17 protein-coding genes and 1 pseudogene are annotated in these 24,305 nt (G+C 74.1%); 13 read left to right on the top strand and 5 right to left on the bottom strand.

Features of this window, described 5'->3' with window-relative positions; genetic code table 11:
* Positions 1–203 precede the first annotated feature (203 nt).
* Positions 204–770, bottom strand: a complete 567-nt coding sequence (locus ACFVWU_RS07235) for a hypothetical protein (protein ID WP_387616710.1) — start codon at positions 768–770, stop codon at positions 204–206.
* A 253-nt stretch (positions 771–1,023) separates the two neighbouring features.
* Here ACFVWU_RS07235 and ACFVWU_RS07240 point away from each other — a divergent pair, with 253 nt between their 5' ends.
* Entirely contained in the window at positions 1,024–2,973 is a 1,950-nt protein-coding gene (locus ACFVWU_RS07240) for a serine/threonine-protein kinase (protein WP_387616712.1), read from the top strand.
* Here the strand turns inward: ACFVWU_RS07240 and ACFVWU_RS07245 are convergent.
* Positions 2,948–3,319, bottom strand: a complete 372-nt coding sequence (locus ACFVWU_RS07245) for a hypothetical protein (RefSeq protein ID WP_387616714.1) — start codon at positions 3,317–3,319, stop codon at positions 2,948–2,950. The genes ACFVWU_RS07240 and ACFVWU_RS07245 overlap by 26 nt on opposite strands.
* Positions 3,320–3,376: 57 nt before the next feature.
* On the opposite strand from ACFVWU_RS07245, the gene ACFVWU_RS07250 reads away from it, so the two are divergent.
* The 8 genes and pseudogenes from ACFVWU_RS07250 to ACFVWU_RS07285 all read left to right on the top strand — a co-directional run bounded on the left by ACFVWU_RS07250 (position 3,377) and on the right by ACFVWU_RS07285 (position 15,937).
* Positions 3,377–4,492: a protein kinase gene (locus tag ACFVWU_RS07250; protein ID WP_387616716.1), complete on the top strand. Its 1,116-nt coding sequence runs from the start codon at positions 3,377–3,379 to the stop codon at positions 4,490–4,492.
* A 164-nt stretch (positions 4,493–4,656) separates the two neighbouring features.
* Positions 4,657–6,429, top strand: coding sequence for a protein kinase (locus ACFVWU_RS07255; protein ID WP_387616718.1), 1,773 nt, complete (start codon positions 4,657–4,659; stop codon positions 6,427–6,429).
* Positions 6,430–6,532: 103 nt separating this feature from the next.
* Positions 6,533–8,176, top strand: coding sequence for a succinic semialdehyde dehydrogenase (locus tag ACFVWU_RS07260; RefSeq protein WP_387616720.1), 1,644 nt, complete (start codon positions 6,533–6,535; stop codon positions 8,174–8,176).
* Between the two features lie 136 nt (positions 8,177–8,312).
* On the top strand, positions 8,313–10,118 hold the full coding sequence (locus ACFVWU_RS07265) for a GMC oxidoreductase (protein ID WP_387616722.1): 1,806 nt from the start codon (positions 8,313–8,315) through the stop codon (positions 10,116–10,118).
* A 140-nt stretch (positions 10,119–10,258) separates the two neighbouring features.
* Positions 10,259–12,091 carry a hypothetical protein gene (locus tag ACFVWU_RS07270; RefSeq protein WP_387616724.1) on the top strand — a complete coding sequence of 611 codons (1,833 nt, stop codon included), beginning with the start codon at positions 10,259–10,261 and terminating at the stop codon, positions 12,089–12,091.
* A gap of 1,001 nt (positions 12,092–13,092) precedes the next feature.
* Positions 13,093–14,688 (top strand): glutamine-hydrolyzing GMP synthase, encoded by a 1,596-nt coding sequence (gene guaA / locus ACFVWU_RS07275; RefSeq protein WP_387616726.1) that lies wholly within the window; start codon positions 13,093–13,095, stop codon positions 14,686–14,688.
* Positions 14,689–14,887: 199 nt separating this feature from the next.
* Positions 14,888–15,415: pseudogene (locus ACFVWU_RS07280) on the top strand (DoxX family membrane protein); the annotation flags it as partial.
* 237 nt (positions 15,416–15,652) lie between these two features.
* A complete protein-coding gene (locus ACFVWU_RS07285) occupies positions 15,653–15,937 on the top strand; it encodes a ubiquinol-cytochrome c reductase iron-sulfur subunit (protein WP_387616891.1) in 285 nt (94 codons plus the stop codon).
* Positions 15,938–15,986: 49 nt separating this feature from the next.
* On the opposite strand, the gene ACFVWU_RS07290 is transcribed toward ACFVWU_RS07285, so the two are convergent.
* Both ACFVWU_RS07290 and ACFVWU_RS07295 read right to left on the bottom strand, forming a co-directional pair.
* A complete protein-coding gene (locus ACFVWU_RS07290) occupies positions 15,987–16,196 on the bottom strand; it encodes a hypothetical protein (RefSeq protein WP_387616728.1) in 210 nt (69 codons plus the stop codon).
* A complete protein-coding gene (locus ACFVWU_RS07295; RefSeq protein WP_387616730.1) occupies positions 16,193–17,656 on the bottom strand; it encodes a PspC domain-containing protein in 1,464 nt (487 codons plus the stop codon). The genes ACFVWU_RS07290 and ACFVWU_RS07295 overlap by 4 nt, the downstream gene beginning before the upstream one ends.
* 263 nt (positions 17,657–17,919) lie before the next feature.
* Here ACFVWU_RS07295 and ACFVWU_RS07300 point away from each other — a divergent pair, with 263 nt between their 5' ends.
* From ACFVWU_RS07300 to pcrA, 3 genes are all read left to right on the top strand, one after another.
* The gene (locus ACFVWU_RS07300; RefSeq protein WP_387616893.1) at positions 17,920–19,275 is read left to right on the top strand and encodes a PspC domain-containing protein; all 1,356 of its coding nucleotides are present in this window, start codon (positions 17,920–17,922) and stop codon (positions 19,273–19,275) included.
* On the top strand, positions 19,268–19,945 hold the full coding sequence (locus ACFVWU_RS07305) for a response regulator transcription factor (protein WP_270146514.1): 678 nt from the start codon (positions 19,268–19,270) through the stop codon (positions 19,943–19,945). Before ACFVWU_RS07300 ends, ACFVWU_RS07305 begins: the two co-directional genes overlap by 8 nt.
* 101 nt (positions 19,946–20,046) lie before the next feature.
* On the top strand, positions 20,047–22,668 hold the full coding sequence (pcrA, locus tag ACFVWU_RS07310; RefSeq protein ID WP_387616733.1) for a DNA helicase PcrA: 2,622 nt from the start codon (positions 20,047–20,049) through the stop codon (positions 22,666–22,668).
* A gap of 24 nt (positions 22,669–22,692) precedes the next feature.
* Here pcrA and ACFVWU_RS07315 read toward each other — a convergent pair whose 3' ends face one another.
* Entirely contained in the window at positions 22,693–23,481 is a 789-nt protein-coding gene (locus ACFVWU_RS07315; protein ID WP_387616735.1) for a M23 family metallopeptidase, read from the bottom strand.
* A 337-nt stretch (positions 23,482–23,818) separates the two neighbouring features.
* Here ACFVWU_RS07315 and ACFVWU_RS07320 point away from each other — a divergent pair, with 337 nt between their 5' ends.
* Positions 23,819–24,226, top strand: a complete 408-nt coding sequence (locus ACFVWU_RS07320; protein WP_355669695.1) for a cobalamin B12-binding domain-containing protein — start codon at positions 23,819–23,821, stop codon at positions 24,224–24,226.
* Positions 24,227–24,305: the final 79 nt, after the last annotated feature.

A 24,305-nucleotide genomic window follows, 5' to 3' on the forward strand; every position in this document is an offset into this window, starting at 1 on the left:
TCTGAAAATCACCCGTCACGCCCCTCTCCGGGCCACCCCCTGCGCCGCCCCCTCCCGCAGCGCGTCCCTCTCGCCAGAGGGGAGGGAGGGGTGGGGGGTTGCTGGAGGGAGGTGCGGGGTGGGTGGGGGGTTGCTGGAGGGAGGTGCGGGGTGGGTGGGGGGTTGCTGGGGGTGGGTTGGTGCGGGTGTGGGGTGGTGCGGGGTCAGGTGCGGTTGGCGGTGCGGCGGGTGAGGAGGAAGCCGCCGGTCAGGGCGATCGTGTAGAAGGCGAGGTCGAGGGGGCGCAGGTCGCCGCGCCAGGAGGTGAGGGTGTCGGGGAGGAGGCCGCGGGGGCCGGGGCCGGTGGCGTGGACCAGGCGGAGCTGCTGGGTGAGCTGGCCGAGTAGCAGGGCGGCGGCCGCGAGGAGGGCGCCGAGGGGTGGGAGTAACCGGTTCCGGCCGCCGAGGAGGCCGAGGGGGAGCGCGACCAGGCCGGCCTGGGCGATGGCCAGCCAGCCGAGGCTGTCGGCGGCCCGCAGCGGGGCACAGCCGTAGGCCAGGCCGCCGAGCAGGGTGGCGAGCAGGGCGAGGGTGAGGGCGAGGGCCGTGCGGCGGCGTGGGGCCCTTCGGTGGGCGGCGGGGGTGAGGGGGTCGTAGCCGGTGACCGGGACGCCGGGCATGCCGGGGGCGACGTACCCGTCGGGGGTGTCGAGGGTGGGTGCGACCGAGTAGTGCTGGGCGGTGTGCGGCCGGGGCGATGGGCCGTCAGCGCCCGGTGCGGGTGCGGTCATGGGCGTCGAGTTCCCCCCGGAAAGACGATGAGCTGCCGAACGGTAGCAGCGCTTCGGACAGATCTTGGCGAGTTTTCGATCACAGATCGGGCACGGAGCGCCGCACCCGTTCCTGTTCGTCCCGGCTTGGGACGGGGGGTGGGTGGTCGTGGCCCCCGGGGACAGGGGATGATGGAGGCTTGGGCGTTGGGCCTGGGGCCGGGCCGACGCGCCGTCACCACGACCGCCGGCAGCACATGGGGGAACGTTCCGAATGACCCAGGCGCAGGGTTCCACCGGCCGCCTCCTGGCCGGCCGCTACCGGCTGAACGGCGTGCTCGGGCGCGGTGGCATGGGCACTGTCTGGCGCGCCGAGGACGAGATGCTGGGCCGGACCGTCGCGGTCAAGGAACTGCGGATGAACGCCAGCGTCGAGGAGGAGGAGAAGCACCGGCTGATCGTCCGGACGCTGCGCGAGGCGAAGGCGACCGCGCGGATCCGGCACAACTCGGCGGTGACCGTCTTCGACGTGGTCGACGAGGACGACCGGCCGTGGATCGTCATGGAGCTGGTCGAGTCCCGCTCGCTGGCCGACGTGGTCCGGGAGGACGGGCCGCTGTCGCCCGCCCGGGCGGCGGAGATCGCGCTGGACGTGCTGGGCGTGCTGAGCGCGGCGCACGCGCTGGGCATCCTGCACCGGGACGTCAAGCCGTCCAACGTGCTGATCGGCGAGGACGGCCGGGTCGTGCTCACCGACTTCGGCATCGCCAGTGTGGAGGGCGACGCCTCGGTCACCTCCACCGGCATGCTGGTCGGCGCGCCCTCGTACATATCCCCGGAGCGGGCGCGCGGGCAGAAGCCCGGGCCGCCGGCCGACCTGTGGTCGCTGGGTGGGACGCTGTACGCGATGGTCGAGGGGCGGCCGCCGTACGACCGGGGTTCGGCGCTGGCCACCCTGACCGCGGTGATGACCGAGGAGCTGACCCCGCCGGCGAACGCCGGGCCGCTGCTGCCGGTGATCGAGGGACTGCTGGAGAAGGACCCGGCCAAGCGCCTGGACGCCTCGCAGACCCGGTCGATGCTCAAGCGGGTGGTCGCCGAGGCGACCGTGAAGGCCGAGTCGACCACCGAGCACGCGATGCCGGTCGAGAAGCCGGCCGGGAAGGCCGGGAAGTCGGCCGAGGAGCAGGCGGAGAAGCCGGCGGAGGAGCCGGCCGCCGAGCCCGCCCCCAAGCGGACCGTGGGCGGGCTGCTGGGGACGGTCCGGGTGGGCAGCCGGGCCCGGGACGAGGAGCCGTCGGCGGAGCCCGCCGGAAAGGCCGCCGCCGCCGGCGTGCCGGAGCCCGCTCCGGACGGTGAGCCGATCCGGCCGGTGACCAGCGAGTGGACCAGGGGCGCGACCCAGGCGGCCGGGGCGAACCCGCGCACGGGCCGGCGTCGGCTGGCCATCGCGACCGTGGTGGTCGTGCTGGTGCTGATCGCCGGGGTGGTCGCGGTGGTCCAGGCCGTGGGCGGCGGGGACAGCGGTTCGAAGGGCGCGAGCACCCACAGCGCGGGCGCCACCTCGCCGGCGGCGGCGACCTCCGAGGCCGTGCCGAGCCAGGCTCCGGCGGTTCCGTCCGGCGAGCCCGCGCCCCCCGGGACGCCCGCCGAGCCGGCCACCACGGCCGCCTCCTCGGCCGCCGCGCCGCCGCCGGCCGCCGGTACTCCGGCCCCGACCCCGGCGGCCACGCCCACCCCGACCCCGACCCCGACGCCGACCCAGCCCGCGCCGGGCGGGGCGGCGCCGGCCGGGTACCACGAGTACAAGGACCCGAGCGGCTTCTCGGTCTTCCTGCCGGACGGGCTGCAGCCGGCCGGGTCGGACCCCAACCGGCGGATCTTCAAGAACGCGGACGGCAGCCAGCTGCGCATCGAGTGGAGCACCTCGCCGCACGCGAGCGCCGTCGCCGACTGGCAGGACGCCGAGCCCGACCTGCGCGCGCAGGTGAGCAACTACCAGCGGCTGAACCTGTCGGCGATCAACTACCGGCAGTGGACCAACGCGGCGGACTGGGAGTGGACCAACGGCACGCCCAAGACGCACTCGCTCAACCGCGGCTTCGTGACCGGCACTCCGGCCAAGTACGGGTACTCGATCTACTGGATCGTCCCGGACGACAAGTGGGCCGCGCAGGCACCGGTCCGGGACGTGGTGTTCAACAGCTTCCAGCCGGCGCCGTAGGCCCCGTCCTCGGGCGGGTTCGGCCGGGCAGGCGCTGCTCGGCGAGGACGTCGGCCCTGACCGTGTCCTCGAAGCGGTGCGAGCCGGTCAGCGCCACGGCCGTCAGCGCGTCGCCGTCGAGCTCGGTGAGGGTCACGACGGCGTCGGTGACGGCCGTGAGCGGAACCGGGACCGGCGGCTTTCCGTCCTTCAGGAAGGGCATGCGGTGGCGCCCGGCGGTCGGGGCGACCGGCTTCTCGCCGTCGATGACGGCGGCTCGGACCGTGCGGACGGCCTCGACCTGGTTGGCTTGGCTGGTGTCGCCCGCCACCTCGAAGGCGGTGTCGATCAGATCGGTCCGGTCCATGGGATCGAGCGTGAAGGAGCCGCTCAGTAGGCTGCTCGGTGAGCGAGAGGAACTGGCATGCGAGGCGGCCCTGGGCAGTTGCTGGCGGGGCGGTACCGGCTGACGGACCGTCCGGAACTGCTGCGCGCCTTCGCGGTGGACGAGGGGAGCGGCGATGCGGTGCTGCTGCGCGCCGTGGAGCTGCCCGCGCTGCTGACCGCAGGTCAGGACCCGGACGAGCCGAACCCCGCGCACGGGGAGCGGCTGGTGCGGCGGGTGGCGGCGGTCGGCTCGGCCGCGCCGTCCTGGCACCCGCGGCTGCTGCGCGGGGTCGGGGCCTTCGTCGAGGGCGAGCTGCTGTGGACGGTGGAGGAGCGGCCGGCCGGGCAGACGCTGGCCGAGCTGCTCGCCGGCGGGCCGGTGCCGCCGTACCGGGCGGCCGAGTTGACGGCGGACCTGGCCGGAGCGCTGCGGGCGCTGCACGAGGCCGGGCTCGCCCACGGCAATCTGACCGCCGATTCGGTGCTGGTCTGCGAGGACGGTGCGGCGATGCTCGGCGGGCTGCTCTCCGGGGTGGCGCAGGAGGCGCTGGCCGAGGACCTCGGCGGGCCGGGGGGCCGCCGCCGTTACGAGGTGCGGGCCACCCTGGTCGGCTCGGTGGCTGAGCGCTGGCCGCTGGACGGCGGTCCGGCGGGTGACTGCTGGGCGCTCGGGGTGCTGATGCAACGGATGCTCACCGGCCGTGCGCCGTACCCGGAGGGCGGTGTGGCGGAGCTGGTGACGGCGGTCCGGGACGGGCGGCGCGAGCCCTCGGTGGTCTGCGGGCCGCTGGCGCCGCTGGCCGAGCGGCTGCTGCAGCCGGATCCGACCCTGCGGCCGACCGCGGAGGAGGCGCGGCGGGAGCTGGCCGCGCTGCTGGTGGGCGCGCCGGAGCCGGCCGACGGGGAGCGGGCGGCGCGGGCGGTGGAGCTGAAGCCGGACGCGCCGCTGGTGCGGCAGCGGCCGCGGCGGCGGGGCGGGGGCGGCCGGCCGGAGGTCGGTGCGGAATTCAACGGGGAGGAATTCGACGAGGCGGGTGCGGGCGGCGGCAGAGCCCCCCGGATACCCCCCTCCCTATTGGGGCCGCTGCTGGTCGGGGGCGTGTTCCTGCTGCTGGTGCTGGGAATGGTCGCCGTGGTGCTGTTCGCAGGCTGACGGCCCGGGTGCGCACCGGGGCCCCGGTCCGGTGGGCGGGCGTGATTACCGGGGTGGGCGGGGTGCGCCTAATGTGTGCGTGGGATCAGTTCGAACAGCGGTCCGTACCAGGCGATCCGCCGAGGTGACGGTAGGTGGAAACCCGAGAGGGGGAGCGGTCGCCGATGGGCGTGCAGGACCGGCCGGAGGCGGCCGAGGCGGAGCGGTTGTTGGCCGGGCGGTACGAGCTCGGTGAGCGGCTCGGCCGGGGCGGGATGGGCACGGTCTGGCGGGCCTGGGACCGGATGCTGGACCGCGAGGTCGCGGTCAAGGAGCTGACCGTCAACCACCTCCCCGAGGAGGACCTGCAGATCCTGCACGCGCGGATGAAGCGCGAGGCCAGCGCGGCCGCCCGGATCAAGCACCCCGGTGTGATCACCGTGCACGACGTGCTGGAGCAGGACGGTCGGCCCTGGATCGTGATGGAGCTGGTCGACGGCCGCTCGCTGGCCGACGTGATCAGCCAGGACGGCACCCTCCAGCCGCGCGCGGCCGCCGAGGTCGGCAGCCAGGTGCTGGCCGCGCTGCACCGCGGCCACCAGCTCGGCGTGCTGCACCGGGACGTCAAGCCGGCCAACGTCCTGTTGGAGCGCGGCACCGGGCGGGTGGTGCTGCTGGACTTCGGCATCGCGACCTACGAGGGTTCGACCGAGCTGACCCGGCCGGGTGACCTGGTCGGCTCGCCGGACTACCTGGCGCCCGAGCGCGCCCAGGGCGAGCGGCCCGGTCCGGCCTCCGACCTGTGGGGCCTGGGGGCCACGCTGTACGCGGCGGTCGAGGGGCAGTCGCCGTTCCGCCGGGACTCGCCGATCACCACGCTGGCCGCGGTGGTCGACGAGCCGCTGCCGGAGTCGCGCCGGGCCGGGCCGCTGGGGCCGGTGCTGGCCGCGCTGATGGCCAAGGACCCGGCCGACCGGCCGAGCGCGGACGAGGCGGCCCGGATGCTGGCCGAGGTGCAGGCCGGGCACACCATCGGCCTGAAGTCCGTCGCGTCCGTCCGCACGCCGACCCAGTCGGTGCCGGTGGTGGACCGCAGCGAGGCGCCGGAGGGGACCGCGACGCCGCCGCAGGAGGGCTCGGAGGAGCCCACCGAGCCGCGTCCGGCCGGCGCCGGGACGGCCGCCACCTCCGTCGGTTCGTCCGCCGTCCCGGCCGTCGCCGAGGACACCGCCGGGGGCGCGCCCATCGCGCCGCAGGCGCACACCGCCGTCAGCGCGCCGGTCGCGCACACCGTCGCGCCTGCGCGCGGACCGGCCAAGCGCCGCAGCCGACTGAAGCTGGTCGCCATCGCGGTGGCCGTCGGGGTGCTGGCGGCCGGGGCGACCTTCCTCGCCACCCGGCACGTGGTCGGCAGCCCGGGCAGCGACCCCGCCCCGACCGGCCCGGCCGAGACCACCGAGCCGGAGCCGAGCGGCAGCGCCGGCCCCGAGACGTCCGCGCCCAACGGCTACCACTGGGTCGACGATCCGGCCGGCTTCCGCTTCCTGCTGCCGACCGCCGGCCCGACCTGGCAGCGGATCACCGGGACGGACAACACCCAGATCTTCTACAGCCCGGACGGCAAGGTGCACTACCTGCAGTTCGCGGTCACCGTCGGCCAGTCGATCAAGCCGCTGGACCACATGAAGCAGATGGAGGCCAGCGTCTCCAAGGCGCAGAAGGACTACAAGCAGCACCGGATGGCGAGCTCCGCCGTGAACGGCCACGAGGCGGCGGTCTGGGAGTTCAGCTACGCGGCCAAGGAGGGCGGCCGCCGGCGCGCGATCGAGACCGAGTTCATCGACGACGACGGCACCGCCTACGCGATCTACTCGTCCAGCCCGGACAAGGGCAACGACTGGAACGAGGCCTTGCAGCGCTTCACCACGGTGCTCAACGCCTTCACCCCCACGCGCTGAGGGGCGGCGTCGACGGGCGGAGCGCCCCGCTTTCGCCCGACTGCGGCAGATTCTTGTTACCGGCGGGTACCGAACCGGCCCCCGAAGGCCTAGGCTGCGCCGTATGTCGGACCTCACAGCAGATGCAGCGGCCACCGAACACCCCGGCGCCGGTCCCGCGAGCGGCAACCCGGCAGCTCCCGGGGGCGGCCGGACCGTCGCGGCCGCCGTCCCGCCGTCCCTGGTGGCCCGGCTGGCCGCCGGGGTCACCGCGACCGGTGAGCCCAGTGTGGTGGAGACCGTCGCCCCGCTGACCGGCGAGCGGCTGGCCGGCCTGCCGCGGTCCACCCCGGCCGACGTCGAGGTCGCCTTCCAGCTGGCCCGCCGCGCCCAGTCCGCCTGGGCCGCGCTGCCGGTGCGCCGCCGCGCCGCCGTCCTGCTGCGCTTCCACGACCTGCTGCTCAAGCGGCAGGACGAGGTGCTGGACCTGATCCAGGCCGAGACCGGCAAGGCCCGGCTGCACGCCTTCGAGGAGGTGCTCGCCGTCGCCATGGCCGCCCGGCACTACGGGCGCGGCGCGCAGGGCTACCTCCGGGACCGCCGTCGCGGCGGGGCGCTGCCGGTGCTCACCCACACCGTCGAGGCCCGCCGCCCCAAGGGCGTGGTCGGCCACATCTCGCCGTGGAACTACCCGCTGGAGCTGTGCATCGGCGACCTGCTGCCCGCCTTCGCGGCCGGCAACGCGGTGGTCAACAAGCCCGACACCCAGACCGCGCTGACCGGGCTGTGGGCCCGCGAGCTGCTGATCGAGGCCGGGCTGCCGGCCGACCTGTGGCAGGTGGTGATCGGCGACGGCCCGGTGATCGGACCCGCCGTGGTGGAGCACGCCGACTACGTCTCCTTCACCGGCTCGACCCGCACCGGCCGCGAGGTCGCCCAGCGCGCCGCCGCCCGGCTGGTCGGCGCCTCGCTCGAACTCGGCGGCAAGAACGCCATGCTGGTGCTCTCCGACGCCGACCTCGACGCGGCCGCCGCGGGCGCCGTCCGGGCCTGCTTCTCCTCGGCCGGGCAGCTGTGCATCTCGATCGAGCGGCTGCTGGTGCACCGCTCGGTGGCCGACGAGTTCCTGGAGCGCTTCGTCGCCCGCACCCGGGCGCTGCGCCTGGGCGGCGGCCTCGCGTACGGCGCCGACATGGGCTCGCTGGTCTCCGTGCGCCAGCTGGACACCACTGCCCGGCACGTGGAGGAGGCGGTCAAGGCGGGCGCCACCGTGCTGGCCGGCGGGCGGGCCCGGCCGGACCTCGGCCCGTACTTCTACGAGCCGACCGTCCTCGACGGGGTGACCCCGGAGATGTCGGTCTGCGGCGAGGAGACCTTCGGTCCGGTCGTCGCGGTCTACCGCTTCGACACCGAGGAGGAGGCGGTCGCGGCCGCCAACTCCACGCCGTACGGCCTGAACTCCAGCGTCTGGACCAGGGACCTGCGGCGCGGCCGGGCGGTCGCGGCCCGGCTGCGCACCGGGACGGTCAACGTCAACGAGGCGTACGCGGCCGCGTACGGCTCGGTCGCCTCGCCGATGGGCGGCATGGGCGACTCCGGGCTCGGCCGGCGTCACGGCGCCGAGGGCATCCTGCGCTTCACCGAGGCGCAGACCATCGCGACCCAGCGGGTGATGCCGCTGGCGCCGTCGTTCGGCCTGGACGACAAGCAGTTCGCGGCCGTGATGACCGGCGGGCTGCGGGTGCTCAAGGCGCTGCGGTTCAAGTGACCCCCGGGCCGGGGGCGTCCGGGCGCGCGCGGCTCCCGGACTCAGGTGACTTCGGGGCCCAGCCGGCTCCCGGGGCCGCGTAGCGTCCGACCGGCTTTCCCACAGGCAGGTTCAACCCTCGAAGGAGCAGTGGCAGATGGTGGAGTCCGGCGGTGCGGCGGAGTTCGACTACGACGTGGTCGTGGTCGGTTCCGGCTTCGGCGGTTCGGTCGCGGCGCTGCGGCTGACCGAGAAGGGCTACCGGGTCGCCGTCCTGGAGGCCGGTCGGCGCTTCGAGCGGGACGAACTGCCCCGGAACTCCTGGGACCTGCCGAACTACCTGTGGGCGCCGCAGCTCGGGCTGTACGGCATCCAGCGGATCCATCTGCTGGCCAATGTGCTGATCCTGGCGGGCGCCGGGGTCGGCGGCGGTTCGCTGAACTACGCCAACACCCTGTACGTGCCGCCGAAGGCCTTCTTCGAAGACCGTCAGTGGCGCCACATCACGGACTGGCAGCAGGAGTTGGCGCCGTTCTACGACCAGGCGCAGCGGATGCTCGGGGTCCGGCTCAACCCGACCGTCACCCCCTCGGACGTCCACCTCAAGGCGGCCGCCGAGCGGATGGGCGTCGGCGACACCTTCCACATGGCGCCGGTCGGGGTCTTCTTCGGCGACGGCAAGGACACCGACGGCACCACCAAGGCGGCGCCCGGGGACGAGGTCGCCGACCCGTACTTCGGCGGGGCCGGCCCGGCCCGCAAGGCCTGCGTGGAGTGCGGCGAGTGCATGACCGGCTGCCGGCACGGCGCCAAGAACATGCTCACCGAGAACTACCTGTACCTGGCGGAGCGGGGCGGCGCCGAGATCCTCCCGCTGACCACGGTGGCCCGGATCCGGGAGTGCGGCGAAGCCAACGGGAATCGTGGCTATGCGGTGGACGTGCGCCGCACCGACTCCCGCTCCAGGACCGACCGGGTGAAGGCGGGCGCGCGGACCATCACCGCCGCCCGGGTGGTCGTCGCGGCCGGCACCTACGGCACCCAGTCGCTGCTGCACCGGATGCGCGACGCCGGCCACCTGCCCCGGATCTCCGCCCGGCTCGGCGAGCTGACCCGCACCAACTCCGAGGCGCTGGTCGGCGCGCAGACCACCGACCGGCGCTACGGCCGCAAGGCGGACTTCACCAAGGGTGTCGCGATCACCTCCTCGATCCACCCGGACGCCAACACCCACATCGAGCCGGTCCGCTACGGCAAGGGCTCCAACGCGATGGGCGCGCTGTCCATCGCCCAGGTCAAGGGCGGCGGGAGGGTCCCGCGCTGGCTGCGCTACCTGGGCAACTCGGCGCTCCACCCGGTGACCTTCGCCCGCTCGATGGACCAGCGCGGCTGGTCCGAGAAGACGATCATCGGTCTGGTGATGCAGTCGCTGGACAACTCGATCACCGTCTCGCTCAAGAAGGGCCCGCTCGGCAAGCCCCGGCTCACCTCCAGCCAGGGCCACGGCACCCCCAACCCGACCTGGATCCCGGCCGCCGAGCAGGGCGCCCAGGCGCTGGCCGAGGAGATCAACGGCTTCGCGGGCAGCACCGTCGGCGAGATCTTCGACATTCCGATGACCGCGCACTTCCTCGGCGGCTGCCCGATCGGCGACGCCCCCGAGACCGGCGTGGTCGACCCGTACCACCGGCTGTACGGGCACCCCGGGATCAGCGTGGTGGACGGCGCGGCCGTCTCCGCCAACCTCGGCGTGAACCCCTCGCTCACCATCACCGCCCAGGCCGAGCGCGCCCTGTCGATGTGGCCCAACAAGGGCGAGGAGGACCCGCGCCCGGCCCCGGGCGAGGCCTACCGCCCGGTCGCCGCCGTCGCGCCGGTCCGACCGGCCGTGCCGGAGGGTGCGTTCGGTGCGCTGCGGCTGCCGCTGCTGCCCGTCCCGGAGGTCCCGAGGAAGCGCGACTAGGGCCCGTGGACCGACCCCGGACCCGCCCGGTCGGGGCCAAACCCCTTGGTGTCTTTCGCGGTTGACAGCCGTTCGGATCCGATGGGATAAACGGGCTCCCTGGGGGACCAGGAACTCGTCGAGCGGGGGGAATGCGGTCCATGGCCAACTGCGCATCGTGCGGCGCGACGTCGGTGGAGGGAGCGCCCGCCTGCGGGTCGTGCGGCCGGCCGCCGGCACCCCCGCCCCCGACCGCCCCCCCGACCGCCGCCCCGCCCGCCGCGCCGCCCGCTCCCGGGTACGGGCCGCAGCCGCCCGCCGCGCCGCCCGGCTCCTACCCGCCGCCCGGCCCGGGTGCCGGGTACCCGCCGGTCGGCGGCCCGCCCGGGACGGGCAGTTGGGGCGCCGGCGTTCCGTACGAGAAGCCGCGGCGCCCGCTCACCGGGCTGGACTGGCGCCCCGCCTTCCTGGCGGCCATCGGCCCGACGCTGGTCCTGCTGCTGGTGGCGCTGGCCGTGGCCATCCCCGGCGACTACACCTACGACGGCGCCTTCCCCGCGCCCGACTTCGGCCACCGCTTCGGCGCGATGCTGTCGATGGCGTTGAACGCGCTCGGCGCGCCGTTCCGGCTCGGCTACCAGAGCCCGCTGTCCCGGGGCAGCGCGGGGCGCATGGACATCACCTTCTGGGTGGTGCCGATGACCGTCACCGTCCTGTGGTGCCTGGCGCTCTGGCTCGGTCTGCGGGCCGGGCTGCGCCGGCGCAAGGCCGACGGCTCCCAGCTGACGAGGGCGCAGGCGGCCGGCGAGGCGCTGCGCACCGCCCTGGTCCTCGGCCTGGTGACCCTGCTGCTCGGGGCGGTCGGGAGCACCACCTGGCACCCGGACCGCCGTGAACTCGACCCCGACTACTACGGCTCCAGCACCGCCGACCTCGCGAAGGCGAGCTTCACCGCCGACTCCACCTGGCTGTGGGCCGTCGGCTGGGCCGTGGTGCTGGGCGGGCTGCTGACCTTCGCCGTGTACGGCACCGACGCGCTGCGCTGGGCCGCCTGGCGCAGCCGGGCGGTGCGCGGCTGGGCGGTGGCCGCGCTGACCGCGGGCCGGGCGCTGACGCTGACCCTGGGCCTGGCCTCGGTGACGGCCTTCGTGCTGGTCGCGGTCAACAACGACAACGGTCGGCTGACGGCGAGCTCGCTGGCCTTCCTGCCGAACCTCGGCCTGGTGCTGCTGGGCATCGGCTCGGGCGCCACCTTCCGGGGCCACAGCGACCTGGGCGGGGACGTGCCGGACTGGCGCGGACAGGGCGGCGACGGTGCGGAGTTCTCCTTCTTCGACCTGCACGACCAGACCGCCGACTGGCGCTGGACGGGGCTGCTGGCGCTCGCCGCGGCGGGCTTCCTCGGCTGGACGGCGTACCGGCGGCAGCTGGACGCCGCCGACCGGTTGCGGCTGGCAGCCGTGTACGCCGGGCTGCTCACCCTGCTCTCGGCGGCGTCCGGCGGGCTGATGACCACCTCGATGTCGTACGTGATGCCGTCGGTCGGGAGCTGGGGCGGGTCCGGCAGCCGCACCACCTCGCAGGACACCACGGTGGGCCTGGCGTTCCCGAGCGTGCTGGTGGCCAGTGCGGTCTGGGCGGTGGTCGGAGCGCTGGTGGTGCCCGCGGTGCTCTCCGCCCTCGGCGGCCGGGGCCGGGTCGTCCAGTACGCGTCCGGTGCCGCGCCGTACGGTGCGCCGCACGGGCCTTACGGGGCGGTGCCGCCGCAGGTGCCGTACCCGGGCGGTCCGGCGTACGGCGTTCCGCCACAGGGCGTGCCGCCGCAGGGCCCCGCACCGCAGGACGCGCCGCCGGAGGCACCCGGGGCCGGGGTCAGCGAGGTGATCGGCTCGCACGAGACGCCGCCGTCCCCGGCCGGCACACCGCTGCCCGGCCACCCGCCGCGGCCGCCCGAGGAGCCGGTGGACCCTGGCGTCTGGCGCGACCACCCCTGACGCGAGACCCCTGACAGCCTGGCCGCGGCCGGGGAACGGGCAAAGGGCCCCGCGGGGGAACGGGGCCCTTTGTCGTTCAGCACTCGGCGTCAGGGCTGCGCCGGTGCTGGAGGTGACGGCGCCGGGGGAGGAGCGCCGTCGTGTCGGTTGGCTTCGGGTCGCGTCCTCGCGGCTCCGGCGTGGGTGGCCGGCGGAGCGGGTCGCGCACGCCTGTGCGACGGCGGTCGGCGCGCAGGTTTGCGCCGGGCCCCCGCTCACGGAGCGTGAAGTGAAAACCGGTGTCGCCTTCCGGCACGGCGGCGGCGGAGACATCGGTCCGGACCTCCGCGATGAGCCTGCCGGCCGCCGGGAGAACCGTTCACACCGAGCATCGTGCTGGACGGAGGGCTTGCTCTGCAACCGATTCGGCGCAGTTCGGCACAGTCCATTTACGGCGGGCACCGCGCCGAATGATCACGGTGAGTAGTGGTCGAAGTGGTTGCGGCGCACGGGGACGCGCGTAGCAGTGCGGGACGGTGAGGGGTGTGCGCCCGGGGCGTGCCCCGGGGTGAACCTTCGGTGCGACGGCCGGTCCCGGGCGTCCCCGGGGCCGACCGCCCCACCTCTGGGCCCAGTCGCGGCCGGGGTCGCTGTCCCCTGCTGGCCGGCCGCGGCACCCGCGCACGGTCCCACGGAGCCGCGCTCCCCGGCGGGCCGGGGCGGCGGCGCCACGTGCGCCGGTGGACTGGGGTGAAGCTCCACGCGTGGTCCTGCAGCCCGTACGGCGTGCCCCCGGTCGGGGGCGCTGGCGGCGCGTCTGGCGGACGCGGCGTGGCCGTGCGGTCGTCAGAAGCAACGAAGCGCGGGCCCGCCCGGTCACGGTTCTTTGGACGGGCAGACGAGTGAAACCGGACAGCCCGGTAGAATCGGAGTCCAGACACCCCACACCCGTCCGCCGCCGCCGCCCCCGCCGGGGAGGCGGTTCAGCGCGACACCTCGATACCGCTGCCGGAAGGCCGTCTGTGTCCTCTGCAATTCCCGTCCAGTCCGCACCGGACAACGACACCGTCCTGGTGGTCGACTTCGGTGCCCAGTACGCCCAGCTCATCGCCCGTCGGGTGCGTGAGGCGCGGGTCTACAGCGAGATCGTGCCGAGCAGCATGCCGGTCGCCGAGATGCTCGCCAAGAACCCCAAGGCGATCATCCTCTCCGGTGGCCCGTCGTCGGTCTACGAAGAGGGCGCGCCGCAGCTCGACCGCGCGATCTTCGAGGCCGGTGTCCCGGTCTTCGGCATGTGCTACGGCTTCCAGCTGATGGCCAAGACGCTGGGCGGCACCGTCGACAACAACGGCGCCCGCGAGTACGGCCGCACCCCGCTGGTCGTCTCCCGCACCGGCTCCACCCTGTTCGAGGGCGTCCCGGCGCAGCACTCGGTGTGGATGTCGCACGGCGACGCCTGCTCCGCCGCCCCGGAGGGCTTCACCGTCACCGCCTCCACCGACCTGGTCCCGGTCGCGGCCTTCGAGAACGACGAGGCCCGCCTGTACGGCGTCCAGTACCACCCCGAGGTGCTGCACTCCGACCACGGCCAGCAGATCCTGGAGCACTTCCTCTACCGCGGCGCCGGCATCGCGCCGACCTGGACCACCGGCAGCGTGGTCGAGGAGCAGATCGCCCTGATCCGCGAGCAGGTCGGCAACAAGCGCGCGATCTGCGGTCTGTCCGGCGGGGTCGACTCCGCGGTCGCCGCCGCCCTGGTCAACAAGGCCATCGGCGACCGGCTGACCTGCGTCTACGTCGACCACGGCCTGATGCGCAAGGGCGAGACCGAGCAGGTCGAGAAGGACTTCGTGGCCGCCACCGGCGTCCAGCTGAAGGTCGTCGACGCCTCCGAGCGCTTCCTGAACGCGCTGAAGGGGGTCACCGACCCCGAGGAGAAGCGCAAGATCATCGGCCGCGAGTTCATCCGGGTCTTCGAGCAGGCCCAGGCCGAGATCGTCGCCGAGGCCGGCGCGCACGGCGAGTCGGTCGACTTCCTGGTCCAGGGCACCCTGTACCCGGACGTGGTGGAGTCCGGCGGCGGCACCGGCACCGCCAACATCAAGTCCCACCACAACGTCGGCGGCCTGCCCGAGGACCTGCAGTTCCAGCTGGTCGAGCCGCTGCGCAAGCTGTTCAAGGACGAGGTCCGGATGGTCGGCCAGGAGCTCGGCCTGCCGGAGGAGATCGTCCAGCGCCAGCCGTTCCCGGGCCCGGGTCTGGGCATCCGGATCGTCGGCGAGGTCACCAAGGAGCGGCTGGACCTGCTCCGTGACGCCGACGCGATCGCCCGCGAGGAGCTGACCGCGGCCGGTCTGGACCGCGAGATCTGGCAGTGCCCGGTCGTGCTGCTCGCCGACGTCCGAAGCGTGGGCGTCCAGGGCGACGGCCGCACCTACGGTCACCCGATCGTGCTGCGCCCGGTCTCCTCCGAGGACGCCATGACCGCCGACTGGTCGCGCCTGCCGTACGACGTGCTGGCCCGGATCTCCACCCGGATCACCAACGAGGTCCGTGACGTGAACCGCGTCGTCGTCGACGTCACCAGCAAGCCGCCGGGCACCATCGAGTGGGAGTAGCACTCCCGCGCCGCTGAGCCGGTGCTGAACGGCCGCGCCGTCGTTCCCGTATGGGGGAGCGGCGGCGCGGCCGTTCGCTCCTCCGGGTGGGACCTCTTGCCCTGCCCGGGTGGGACGTCCCACCGAAAGCGTGCAGGAGCGGGCAGAATGCGGACCGGACCTGTCAGGGAGTGGCAGGCCGCGAAGGAAGGTGTGAGGGATGTCGGAGGCCAGTGACTCCGTGGCGGTCGACGGTGACGCGCCCGGCCAGGCCGACCGGGCGGCCCAGCTGCGGGCGGTCGCATCCACGTACGCGTTGCTGCCCTTGCGGCTGTTCCTCGGCGTCACCTTCGTCTACGCCGCCCTGGACAAGCTCTCCGACTCCCACTTCCTGGCCGGCACGGGCGATCCGGCCTCCTTCGTCTCGCAGACCCAGGCGGCCAAGGCCGGCGGCAGCCCGATCTCCTTCCTTCTCGGCCCGGCCCTCGATTCGCCCACCCTGTTCGCCCTCGCGGTCGCCTTCGGTGAGCTGGCCGTCGGCCTCGGCACCCTGCTCGGCCTCTGGGGCCGGGTCGCGGCGCTCGGCGGCGCGCTGATCAACCTGAGCCTCTGGCTCACCGTCAGCTGGAGCGTCTCGCCCTACTACCTCGGCAACGACCTCGGCTACCTGATGGCCTGGACCCCGCTGCTGCTGGCCGGCACGCCGTACCTGTCGGTGGACGGCTACCTGGCCCGCCGGGCCGGGCGGGACCGGGAGCGCGGGCTGGCCGAGGGCCACGTCAAGCGCCGGGCGCTGGTGGACGGCGGGATCGCGGCTGTCGCGATCGGCGGCGCCGGGCTGCTGACCGGCTCGCTGACCCGGACCCTCGGCCGGAGGAAGCAGGCCGCCCCCAAGCAGTCCGCGGCCCCCGCCTCCGCCGTGACGGCGCCCGCCCCCTCGGCGCAGGGCCCCTCGGCGCAGGGCCCCTCGGTGCCCGCGGCGAAGGTGCCGGTCGGCGGCTCGGCGCAGGTCAAGGACCCGGCCACCGGGGACGCCGTCTACATCGTGCAGCCCAAGGCGGGCCAGTACTGCGCCCTCTCCTCGGTGTGCACCCACTCCGGCTGCGCGGTGGACGCGCCGAAGAACGGCCAGCTGTACTGCCCGTGTCACGGTTCCCGGTTCGACGCCGCGACCGGCGCGGTGGTCAACGGGCCGGCGGTCAAGCCGCTGCCCAGGTACACCGTCAGCAAGGACGGGGACAAGCTGACCCTGGGCCCGCTGCAGAGCTGAGGGCCGGGCCCCGGAGCCGGGCGTCGGACAGGCCTCGGTCCTCCGCGCCTCAGTCCTCGCGGTCGGGCCGGTTGCGCCGGGCCACCGCCACCACCGCGCCGGCCAGGCCGCCCACGCCCAGCACGATGAAGGTGACCGGGACGACGATCCGTCCGTTCACCGACCGGTCGTCGAGCGCCGCCACCAGGTAGACCACGGCGATCACCGTGAACAGTGCGCCCGCGATCAGCGAGAACAGGTCGAGCCGGTGCTTCCTCACTGCTGGACCACCTTGATGTCGCCGATGCCGATGCCGAGTTCGAGGTCGAGCGTGCCCTTGGACCGATGACCGGCCGGCGGGTCGAGCACGTAGGTGTGCCGCCCGGTGCTGTCGTTGCGGTCGCCGGGGACGTTGATGCTGCCGAGGCCGACCCGGGCCACCAGGTTCACCGTGACGTCCGGCGGCAGGGTGACGGTCAGCTGACCGGCGCCGAGGTCGACCTTGGTGGTGAGGGTGCTCCCGGCGGGGTCGAGCCCGGCCAGGTCCAGCCGGATGTCGCCGGCGCCGAGGTTGTAGCGGTCCTTCAGGTCGGCGGCCGAGGTGACCGTCCACGAGCGGTCGCCGATGGCGTCCTGCACGGTGTGCGGCGCGTGGCCGACGAAGGCCAGAGCCAGGGTGGCCAGCAGGCCCAGCACCGCGAGCTTGCGGGCCTTGCCGAACTTCGCGGCCAGCAGCAGGGTCAGGCCGATCACCAGCAGACCGGTGGCCAGCACGACCGTGCTCAGCCTGGTGACGTCGGTGTGGCCGACCGAGGCGGACCAGACCGCGGTGGCCGCGCCGATCGCCAGCAGGAAGCCGAAGAAGCCGAGCGCCGAGCGCTCCTTGGGGTGCCGGACCACGGCCGGATCGCGGCGGCGCTCCGGGCGCTCCTTGCGCAGCGGGTCGCCCTCCGGCAGGTCGGCGCGCTGCCACCAGGGCTGGGCCGGGCTGCCGGGCGGCGGCACCTTCGTGCCTCCCCCAGCCTCCGGCCGGGGGGACCCCCATGGGGGAGTCGTGGCCGAGGAGGTGGGGGCGGCCTCGCCGTACGGGTTGCGCTCGGGGTGGCGCGGGTCCCACAGGTAACCGCTCGGGCCGGGGGCGGGGGAGTCGGCGGGGACCCTCCCGGCGGCCTGGTCGGCGGCGTGCTGGGCGCGGGCCGCCTCGTCCTGCGGCGGGCGCGGCCAGCCGTGGCCCTCGCCCTCGGGGAAGTGGCGGTCGTACGGGCCGCCGCGGCGGCCGCGGATCCGGCCGCGGCGGCGGTCCGGGTCGTAGCGCACCGCCAGGAAGACCAGGCCGCCGAGCAGCAGCAGCGGGAACAGCTGGTCGCCGTCGCCCATCGAGGAGAAGAACACCCCGGTGCCGATCACGGTCAGCAGCACCGCGCCGACCGACTGGCCGTCGACCCGGCCGGTGAGCACCCGCTGGAGCTCGGTGCGCGCGCCCCGGCCCGTACCGTCGGCGGCGCCCTCGGTCGGGACGATCAGCCAGGCCAGGCCGTACAGGAACAGTCCGAGGCCGCCGGAGAGGCAGAGCACCACGGTGACCACCCGGAAGACCACCGGGTCGATGTCCAGATGACGCCCGAGACCGCCGCAGACGCCGGCCACCACGCGGTGGTGCTCGGCCCGGGTCAGCGGCGGGCGGTCCGGTTCCGGCGGGGCGGCGGGCCCGGCCTCCTGGATGCGGTGGTCCTCGGTCATGGGCACCATCCTTCCCGCAGGCGGTGGTCCGGCCCAACCGGGTGCGGCCCTGCCCGTACCCTGACTTGTCCCTGATAAGCGTGGGGGACACACCCTGATGCGCCCGCGGGCCCCCGCGTGGAACCATCGGTGCCGTGGCAGCACCCGGTACCGATCCCCGACCCCTCGCCCCCGACACCACGTCGTCGGCCGGCGGTGACCCGAACGCGCCCGACGGCGGGCGGCCGCCGTACCGCCGGCTCTACCGCAGCCCGCAGGGGCGGATGCTGGGCGGCGTCGCGCACGGTCTGGCGGTGCACCTCGGGCTGCCGGTCCGCTGGGTGCGGCTCGCCTTCGTCCTGCTGTTCTTCGCGCAGGGGATCGGCGCGCTGCTGTACGCCGCGTTCTGGTTCGTGGTGCCGATCGGCATCGGCGAGCCCGCGCAGCGCGGCGGCACGTACTGGGTGAACGTCAACGGCGTCTACATCCCGACCTCGCCCTGGCTGCGGCCGGGCACCCCGCTGACCAAGTCCGGCGGCGGCTGGGTCGGCCGGCTGCGCGAACTGCTCCAGCACGCCCTCCAGGGCGAGCCGGTCACCCCGCCCGCCGTCGAGGGCGAGGCCGCGGGGGCCGCCGAGGCCGCCGCCCGGCCCGTCGGCAAGAACGGGCAGGGCGGCATCGGCCAGCTCGCCGCCCTGGTCATGCTCGTGATCGGCCTGATCGCCCTGCTGAACGTGCTCGGCTGGCAGACCGCCAAGCCGTACACCTGGCCGCTGCTGGCGATCGGCGTCGGCGTCGCGCTGGTGTGGCGGCAGGCCGACGACTCGCGCTGGCAGCGCTGGTTCGGCATCGAGGAGGGCGAGAAGCGGCGCGGCGCCTACACCCGGGTCGGCGCCGGCGTGCTGCTCGCGGTGGCCGGCACCATCGCGCTGCTCGCCATGCAGGGCAGCGGCTCCCCGCTCGGCTCGGTGATCGAGGCCTCGCTCGCGGTGCTGGCCGGCGTGCTGGTGCTGCTCGGCCCGTACGGCCTGCGGATGTGGCAGGACCTCGGCGCCGAGCGCACCGCCCGCATCCGCGCCCAGGAGCGCGCCGAGATCGCCGCGCACATCCACGACTCGGTGCTGCACACCCTGACCCTGATCCAGCGTCGGGCCGAGGACCCCAAGGAGGTGCTCCGGCTGGCCCGCTCCCAGGAGCGCGAGCTGCGGCTGTGGCTGTACCGCCCGGAGGCCGCCGCCGAGGCCGCGCCGGACACCATGGCGGAGACCCTGCGCGCCGCCGTCGCCGAGGTCGAGGACCGGCACGGCGTCCCGGTCGAGCTGGTGATCGTCGGCGACTGCCCGATGGACGAGAAGATCTCGGCACAGATGCAGGCCGCGAGGGAGGCGACCGTCAACGCGGCCAAGTACGGTGGCGGGGGACCGGTCCAGGTCTACGCCGAGGTGGAGGGGAGGACGGTGTCGGTGTTCATCCGCGACCACGGCCCCGGCTTCGACCCCGACACGGTGCCCGAGGACCGGATGGGCGTACGGGAGTCGATCATCGGCCGGATGAAGCGCCACGGCGGCACCGCTCGGGTGCGGCCGGCGGCGGGCGGCGGCACCGAGGTCGAGCTGGAGATGGAGAGAACGAATGACTGAGGCAGCGCCGGAGCGCACGGCCAGGGTCGTCCTGGTGGACGACCACCGGATGTTCCGGACGGGGGTCAGGGCCGAGATCGGCCGTACCGAGGTGACCGGCATCGACGTGGTCGGCGAGGCCGACGACGTGGACTCGGCGGTCCGCGTGGTCGCCGAGACCAGGCCGGACGTGGTGCTGCTGGACGTCCACCTGCCCGGCGGCGGCGGCGTCGAGGTGCTGCGCCGCTCGGTCGGCGTGATGGGCGAGCAGGGCGGGGTGAAGTTCCTGGCGCTGTCCGTCTCGGACGCCGCCGAGGACGTCATCGGCGTCATCCGCGGCGGCGCGCGCGGCTACGTCACCAAGACCATCACCGGCACCGACCTGGTCGACGCGATCTTCCGGATCGCCGACGGCGACGCGGTCTTCTCGCCCCGGCTGGCCGGCTTCGTCCTGGACGCCTTCGCCGCCACCGACACCCCGCCGGTGGACGAGGACCTCGACCGCCTCACCCAGCGCGAGCGCGAGGTGCTGCGGCTGATCGCCCGCGGCTACGCCTACAAGGAGATCGCCAAGCAGCTCTTCATCTCGGTGAAGACCGTCGAGAGCCACGTCTCCGCCGTCCTGCGCAAGCTCCAGCTCAGCAACCGCCACGAGCTCACCCGCTGGGCCACCGCCCGCCGTCTGGTCTGAGCCGCGGCGCCGGGCGTCCTCGGCCCCCGGGGCAAGCCCGTCCGGTCCGATTCCTCGGACCGGACGGGCTTGTCGGTGGGTGGCCATAGACTCGATGTGCCATGAGTAGCCTCTTTGACGACCTCCCGCTCCCCGGTTTCGAGGCACCCGCCGCCGGGTCGAAGCAGCCCGCAGCACCCATCGACGCCGTCGACGAGGAGCCCCCGCCGTACGAGGACGACGTCCCGTACGACGCCTACGAGGAGGCCATCCCGGAGGGGCTGTTCCAGACCGACCACGCTGCCCAGGCCGAGCGGGACGCCTGGTACCGCAACGGCGCCGCCCGGACGGTGGTGGACCCGGCGCAGCTGCTGGAGGGGATGAACGACCCCCAGCGCGAGGCGGTGCTGCACGCGGGCTCGCCGCTGCTGATCGTGGCCGGCGCCGGCTCCGGCAAGACCCGGGTGCTGACCCACCGGATCGCGCACCTGCTGGGCGCCCGCGGGGTGCAGCCGGGCGAGATCCTGGCGATCACCTTCACCAACAAGGCCGCCGGCGAGATGCGCGAGCGCGTCGAGGCGCTGGTCGGCCCGCGCGCCCGGGCGATGTGGGTGTCCACCTTCCACAGCGCCTGCGTGCGGATCCTGCGCCGCGAGTCCAAGGTGCTGGGCTTCACCTCCAGCTTCTCGATCTACGACTCGGCCGACTCGCAGCGGCTGATGTCGCTGGTCTGCCGCGACCTCGACCTGGACCCGAAGCAGTTCCCGCCGAAGTCCTTCACCGCGAAGATCAGCAACCTCAAGAACGAGCTGATCGACGAGGAGACCTTCGCCGACCAGGCCGCCAACCCGATGGAGAAGAAGCTCGCCGAGGCGTACGCGCTGTACCAGCGGCGGCTGCGCGAGGCCAACGCGCTGGACTTCGACGACATCATCATGACGACGGTGAACCTGCTGCAGGCCTTCCCCGACGTCGCCGAGCACTACCGCCGCCGGTTCCGGCACATCCTGGTCGACGAGTACCAGGACACCAACCACGCCCAGTACATGCTGGTGCGCGAGCTGAGCGGCGGGTCCGTCGCGGCCGCGCCGAAGCGCACCGCGGACGGCGACTTCGTGAACCCGGCCGCCGCCCACCTCGCCGAGGTTCCGCCGGCCGAGCTGTGCGTGGTCGGTGACGCGGACCAGTCGATCTACGCCTTCCGCGGCGCGACCATCCGCAACATCCTCCAGTTCGAGGAGGACTACCCGAACGCGACCACGATCCTGCTGGAGCAGAACTACCGCTCCACCCAGACCATCCTCAGCGCCGCCAACGCCGTCATCGAGCGCAACGCCAACCGCCGCGAGAAGAAGCTCTGGACGGCCGGCGACCACGGCGAGAAGGTGGTCGGCTACGTCGCGGACGACGAGCACGGAGAGGCCCAGTTCATCGCCGACGAGATCGACCGGCTCACCGACAAGGGCGAGGCCAGGCCCGGCGACGTCGCGATCTTCTACCGCACCAACGCCCAGTCCCGCGTGTTCGAGGAGGTGTTCATCCGGGTCGGCCTGCCGTACAAGGTGGTCGGCGGGGTGCGCTTCTACGAGCGCAAGGAGGTCCGGGACGTCCTGGCGTACCTGCGGGTGCTCTCCAACCCGGAGGACACCGTGCCGCTGCGCCGGATCCTCAACGTGCCCAAGCGCGGCATCGGCGAGCGGGCCGAGGCGATGGTCGACGCGCTGGCCGCGCGGGAGCGGATCTCCTTCGCCCAGGCGCTGCTGCGGGTGGACGAGGCGTACGGGATGGCCGCGCGCTCGGCCAACGCGGTCAAGAAGTTCAACACCCTGATGGCCGGGCTGCGCCAGGTCGTCGAGTCGGGCGCGGGCCCGGCGGCGGTGCTGGAGGCCGTCCTGGAGGAGACCGGCTACCTGGCCGAGCTCCAGGCCTCCACCGATCCGCAGGACGAGACCCGGGTGGAGAACCTGCAGGAGCTCGCCTCCGTCGCCCTGGAGTACGAGCAGGACCCGGGCGAGCGGCCGGACGCCGGGGAGGAGGGCACGCCGCCGGTCGGCTCGCTGGCCGACTTCCTGGAGCGGGTCGCGCTGGTCGCCGACTCCGACCAGATCCCGGACGAGGACGAGGAGGGGCAGGGCGTCATCACGATGATGACCCTGCACACCGCCAAGGGCCTGGAGTTCCCGGTGGTCTTCCTGACCGGCATGGAGGACGGGATCTTCCCGCACATGCGGGCGCTCAACCAGGTCAAGGAGCTGGAGGAGGAGCGCCGGCTCGCGTACGTGGGGCTCACCCGCGCCCGGGAGCGGCTCTACCTGACCCGCTCGGTGCTGCGCAGCGCCTGGGGGCAGCCGGCCTACAACCCGGCCTCGCGGTTCCTGGAGGAGATCCCGGAGACGCTGGTCGAGTGGAAGCGGACGGGGGCGGCGCAGGCGCCGGTCCAGCGCGGCTTCTCCTCGGGCTCGTCCTGGGGCAAGTCCTCGTCCGGGGGCGGGAGTTCGCGCTCCTCGTCGGCGGCCGCCCCGCCCAAGGCGGGCTGGGGCCAGTCGGCGCGGCGCGCCGGAAGGGTGGTGGAGCGCGAGGCCGTCTCGCTCGCGGTCGGCGACCGGGTCACCCACGACACCTTCGGGCTGGGCACCGTGGTGGGCGTCACCGGCGTCGGCGACCGGGCGCAGGCCACGGTCGACTTCGGCACCGAGGGGCGCAAGCAGTTGCTGCTGCGCTACGCGCCCGTCGAGAAGCTCTGAACCGCGTGGCGAAGGTCTGAACCGCTAGCGCGGATCGAGCCCGTTCGAGAGGAACCAGGGCAGCGGGTCGACCGGCCCGCTGCCCGGCGGCCGGATCTCGAAGTGCAGGTGCGGCCCGGTGCTGTTGCCGCTGCTGCCGACGAAGGCGATCACGTCGCCCTGCTTCACCGGGCCCTTGCGCACCTTGTAGGCGCGCAGGTGGCAGAACCAGGCCTCGGTGCCGTCGGACATCTTCAGGATCGACATGTAGCCGTAGAACGGGTTCCACTGCGTCCGGATCGTGCCGTCGGTGACGGCGTAGACCTCGGAGCCGCCGTCCACCGGGAAGTCGATGCCGGTGTGCCGCTTGGCCCAGTGGGTGCCGGCCGCGCCGAACAGCTCGCCGAGGCCGTGCTGGGCGACCGGCATGACCACCTTGGGCTTGGCCGGATCGGCGGTGGGCTGGGCCGTCGGGGTGCCGGTGGGCTGGGCGTCGCCGGGCTGGGCGCCGGCCAGCGGCTGACGGGCGTCGCCGCGCGAGGCCTGGGTCTGGTCGCCGGAGGTGACCGCCTGTTGCGCGCTCTGCCGGGCGGCGGTGCTGTCCGGGGCGTCGGCGGCCGTCGCCTGCGACGGCACCCGGTCGGGCTGCTCCTGGACCACCGTGACGGCCGCGGCCCCGGCGACCCCGAGCGCGGCGACCGAGGGGACCGCGACCCGGAACAGCGCGGCCCGGGTGGCCGCCTTGGCGGCGCCGCGGCGCTGGGCGCGGGACTGCTCGCGGGCGGCGAGGCGCAGCTCCGCACGGGTCGGGCGGGCGGCTGCTTCGGGAGCCATCGGGGGCTGCCTCCTCGGTGGGCCTCGGGCGCGTCGTCGAGCGAGAGGGAAAACAGCCGTGACTGTAGTCGCAAGGTCGACGCCCCGGAAAAACCCCCGGTTGTCAAGAGGTCGGTAGGGGGGCGCGCCGTGTCTGTACGGAGGGTCCGAGGACGGGTGTACCCACTGGTAGCAAGGCCTGGGGCTGTGACTTTGCCCTCCTCTTGGGAGGCGGCGCGGCCAACCGGGCCGGGTGGCGCTAATCTCCCCTCAGGTTGGTTGGTTATCGAGCGTTAACCGCACCCGTGGGCCCACAAGGTCCGGTCGGATAGTGGACGACGAGGTCCAGGAGGCAGTGATGAGTGTGTCGGGGCCGATCCGTGTGGTGGTCGCCAAGCCTGGGCTCGACGGTCACGACCGTGGCGCCAAGGTCATTGCGCGCGCCCTGCGCGACGCCGGTATGGAGGTCATCTACACCGGGCTGCACCAGACGCCCGAGCAGGTGGTCGACACCGCGATCCAGGAGGACGCGGACGGCATCGGGCTGTCGATCCTCTCCGGCGCCCACATGACGCTGTGCGCGCGGGTTCTGGAGCTGTTGAAGGAGCGCGACGCGGAGGACATCAAGGTCTTCTGCGGCGGGATCATCCCGGACGAGGACATCGCCGAGCTCAAGGCGATGGGCGTCGCGGACATCTTCACCCCGGGCACGCCCACCCGGGACGTGGTGGCCTGGGTCGAGGCCAACCTGCGCACCGCCAGCTGAACTTCGGCACGACGAGCGGGCGGTCCCGGTGCGGACCGGCCCGCTCCGCCGTGCTCGGGGCGCGAGTCGGTCGCGCGGC

This window comes from Kitasatospora sp. NPDC058190 (assembly GCF_042883685.1).
GTDB lineage: Bacteria > Actinomycetota > Actinomycetes > Streptomycetales > Streptomycetaceae > Kitasatospora.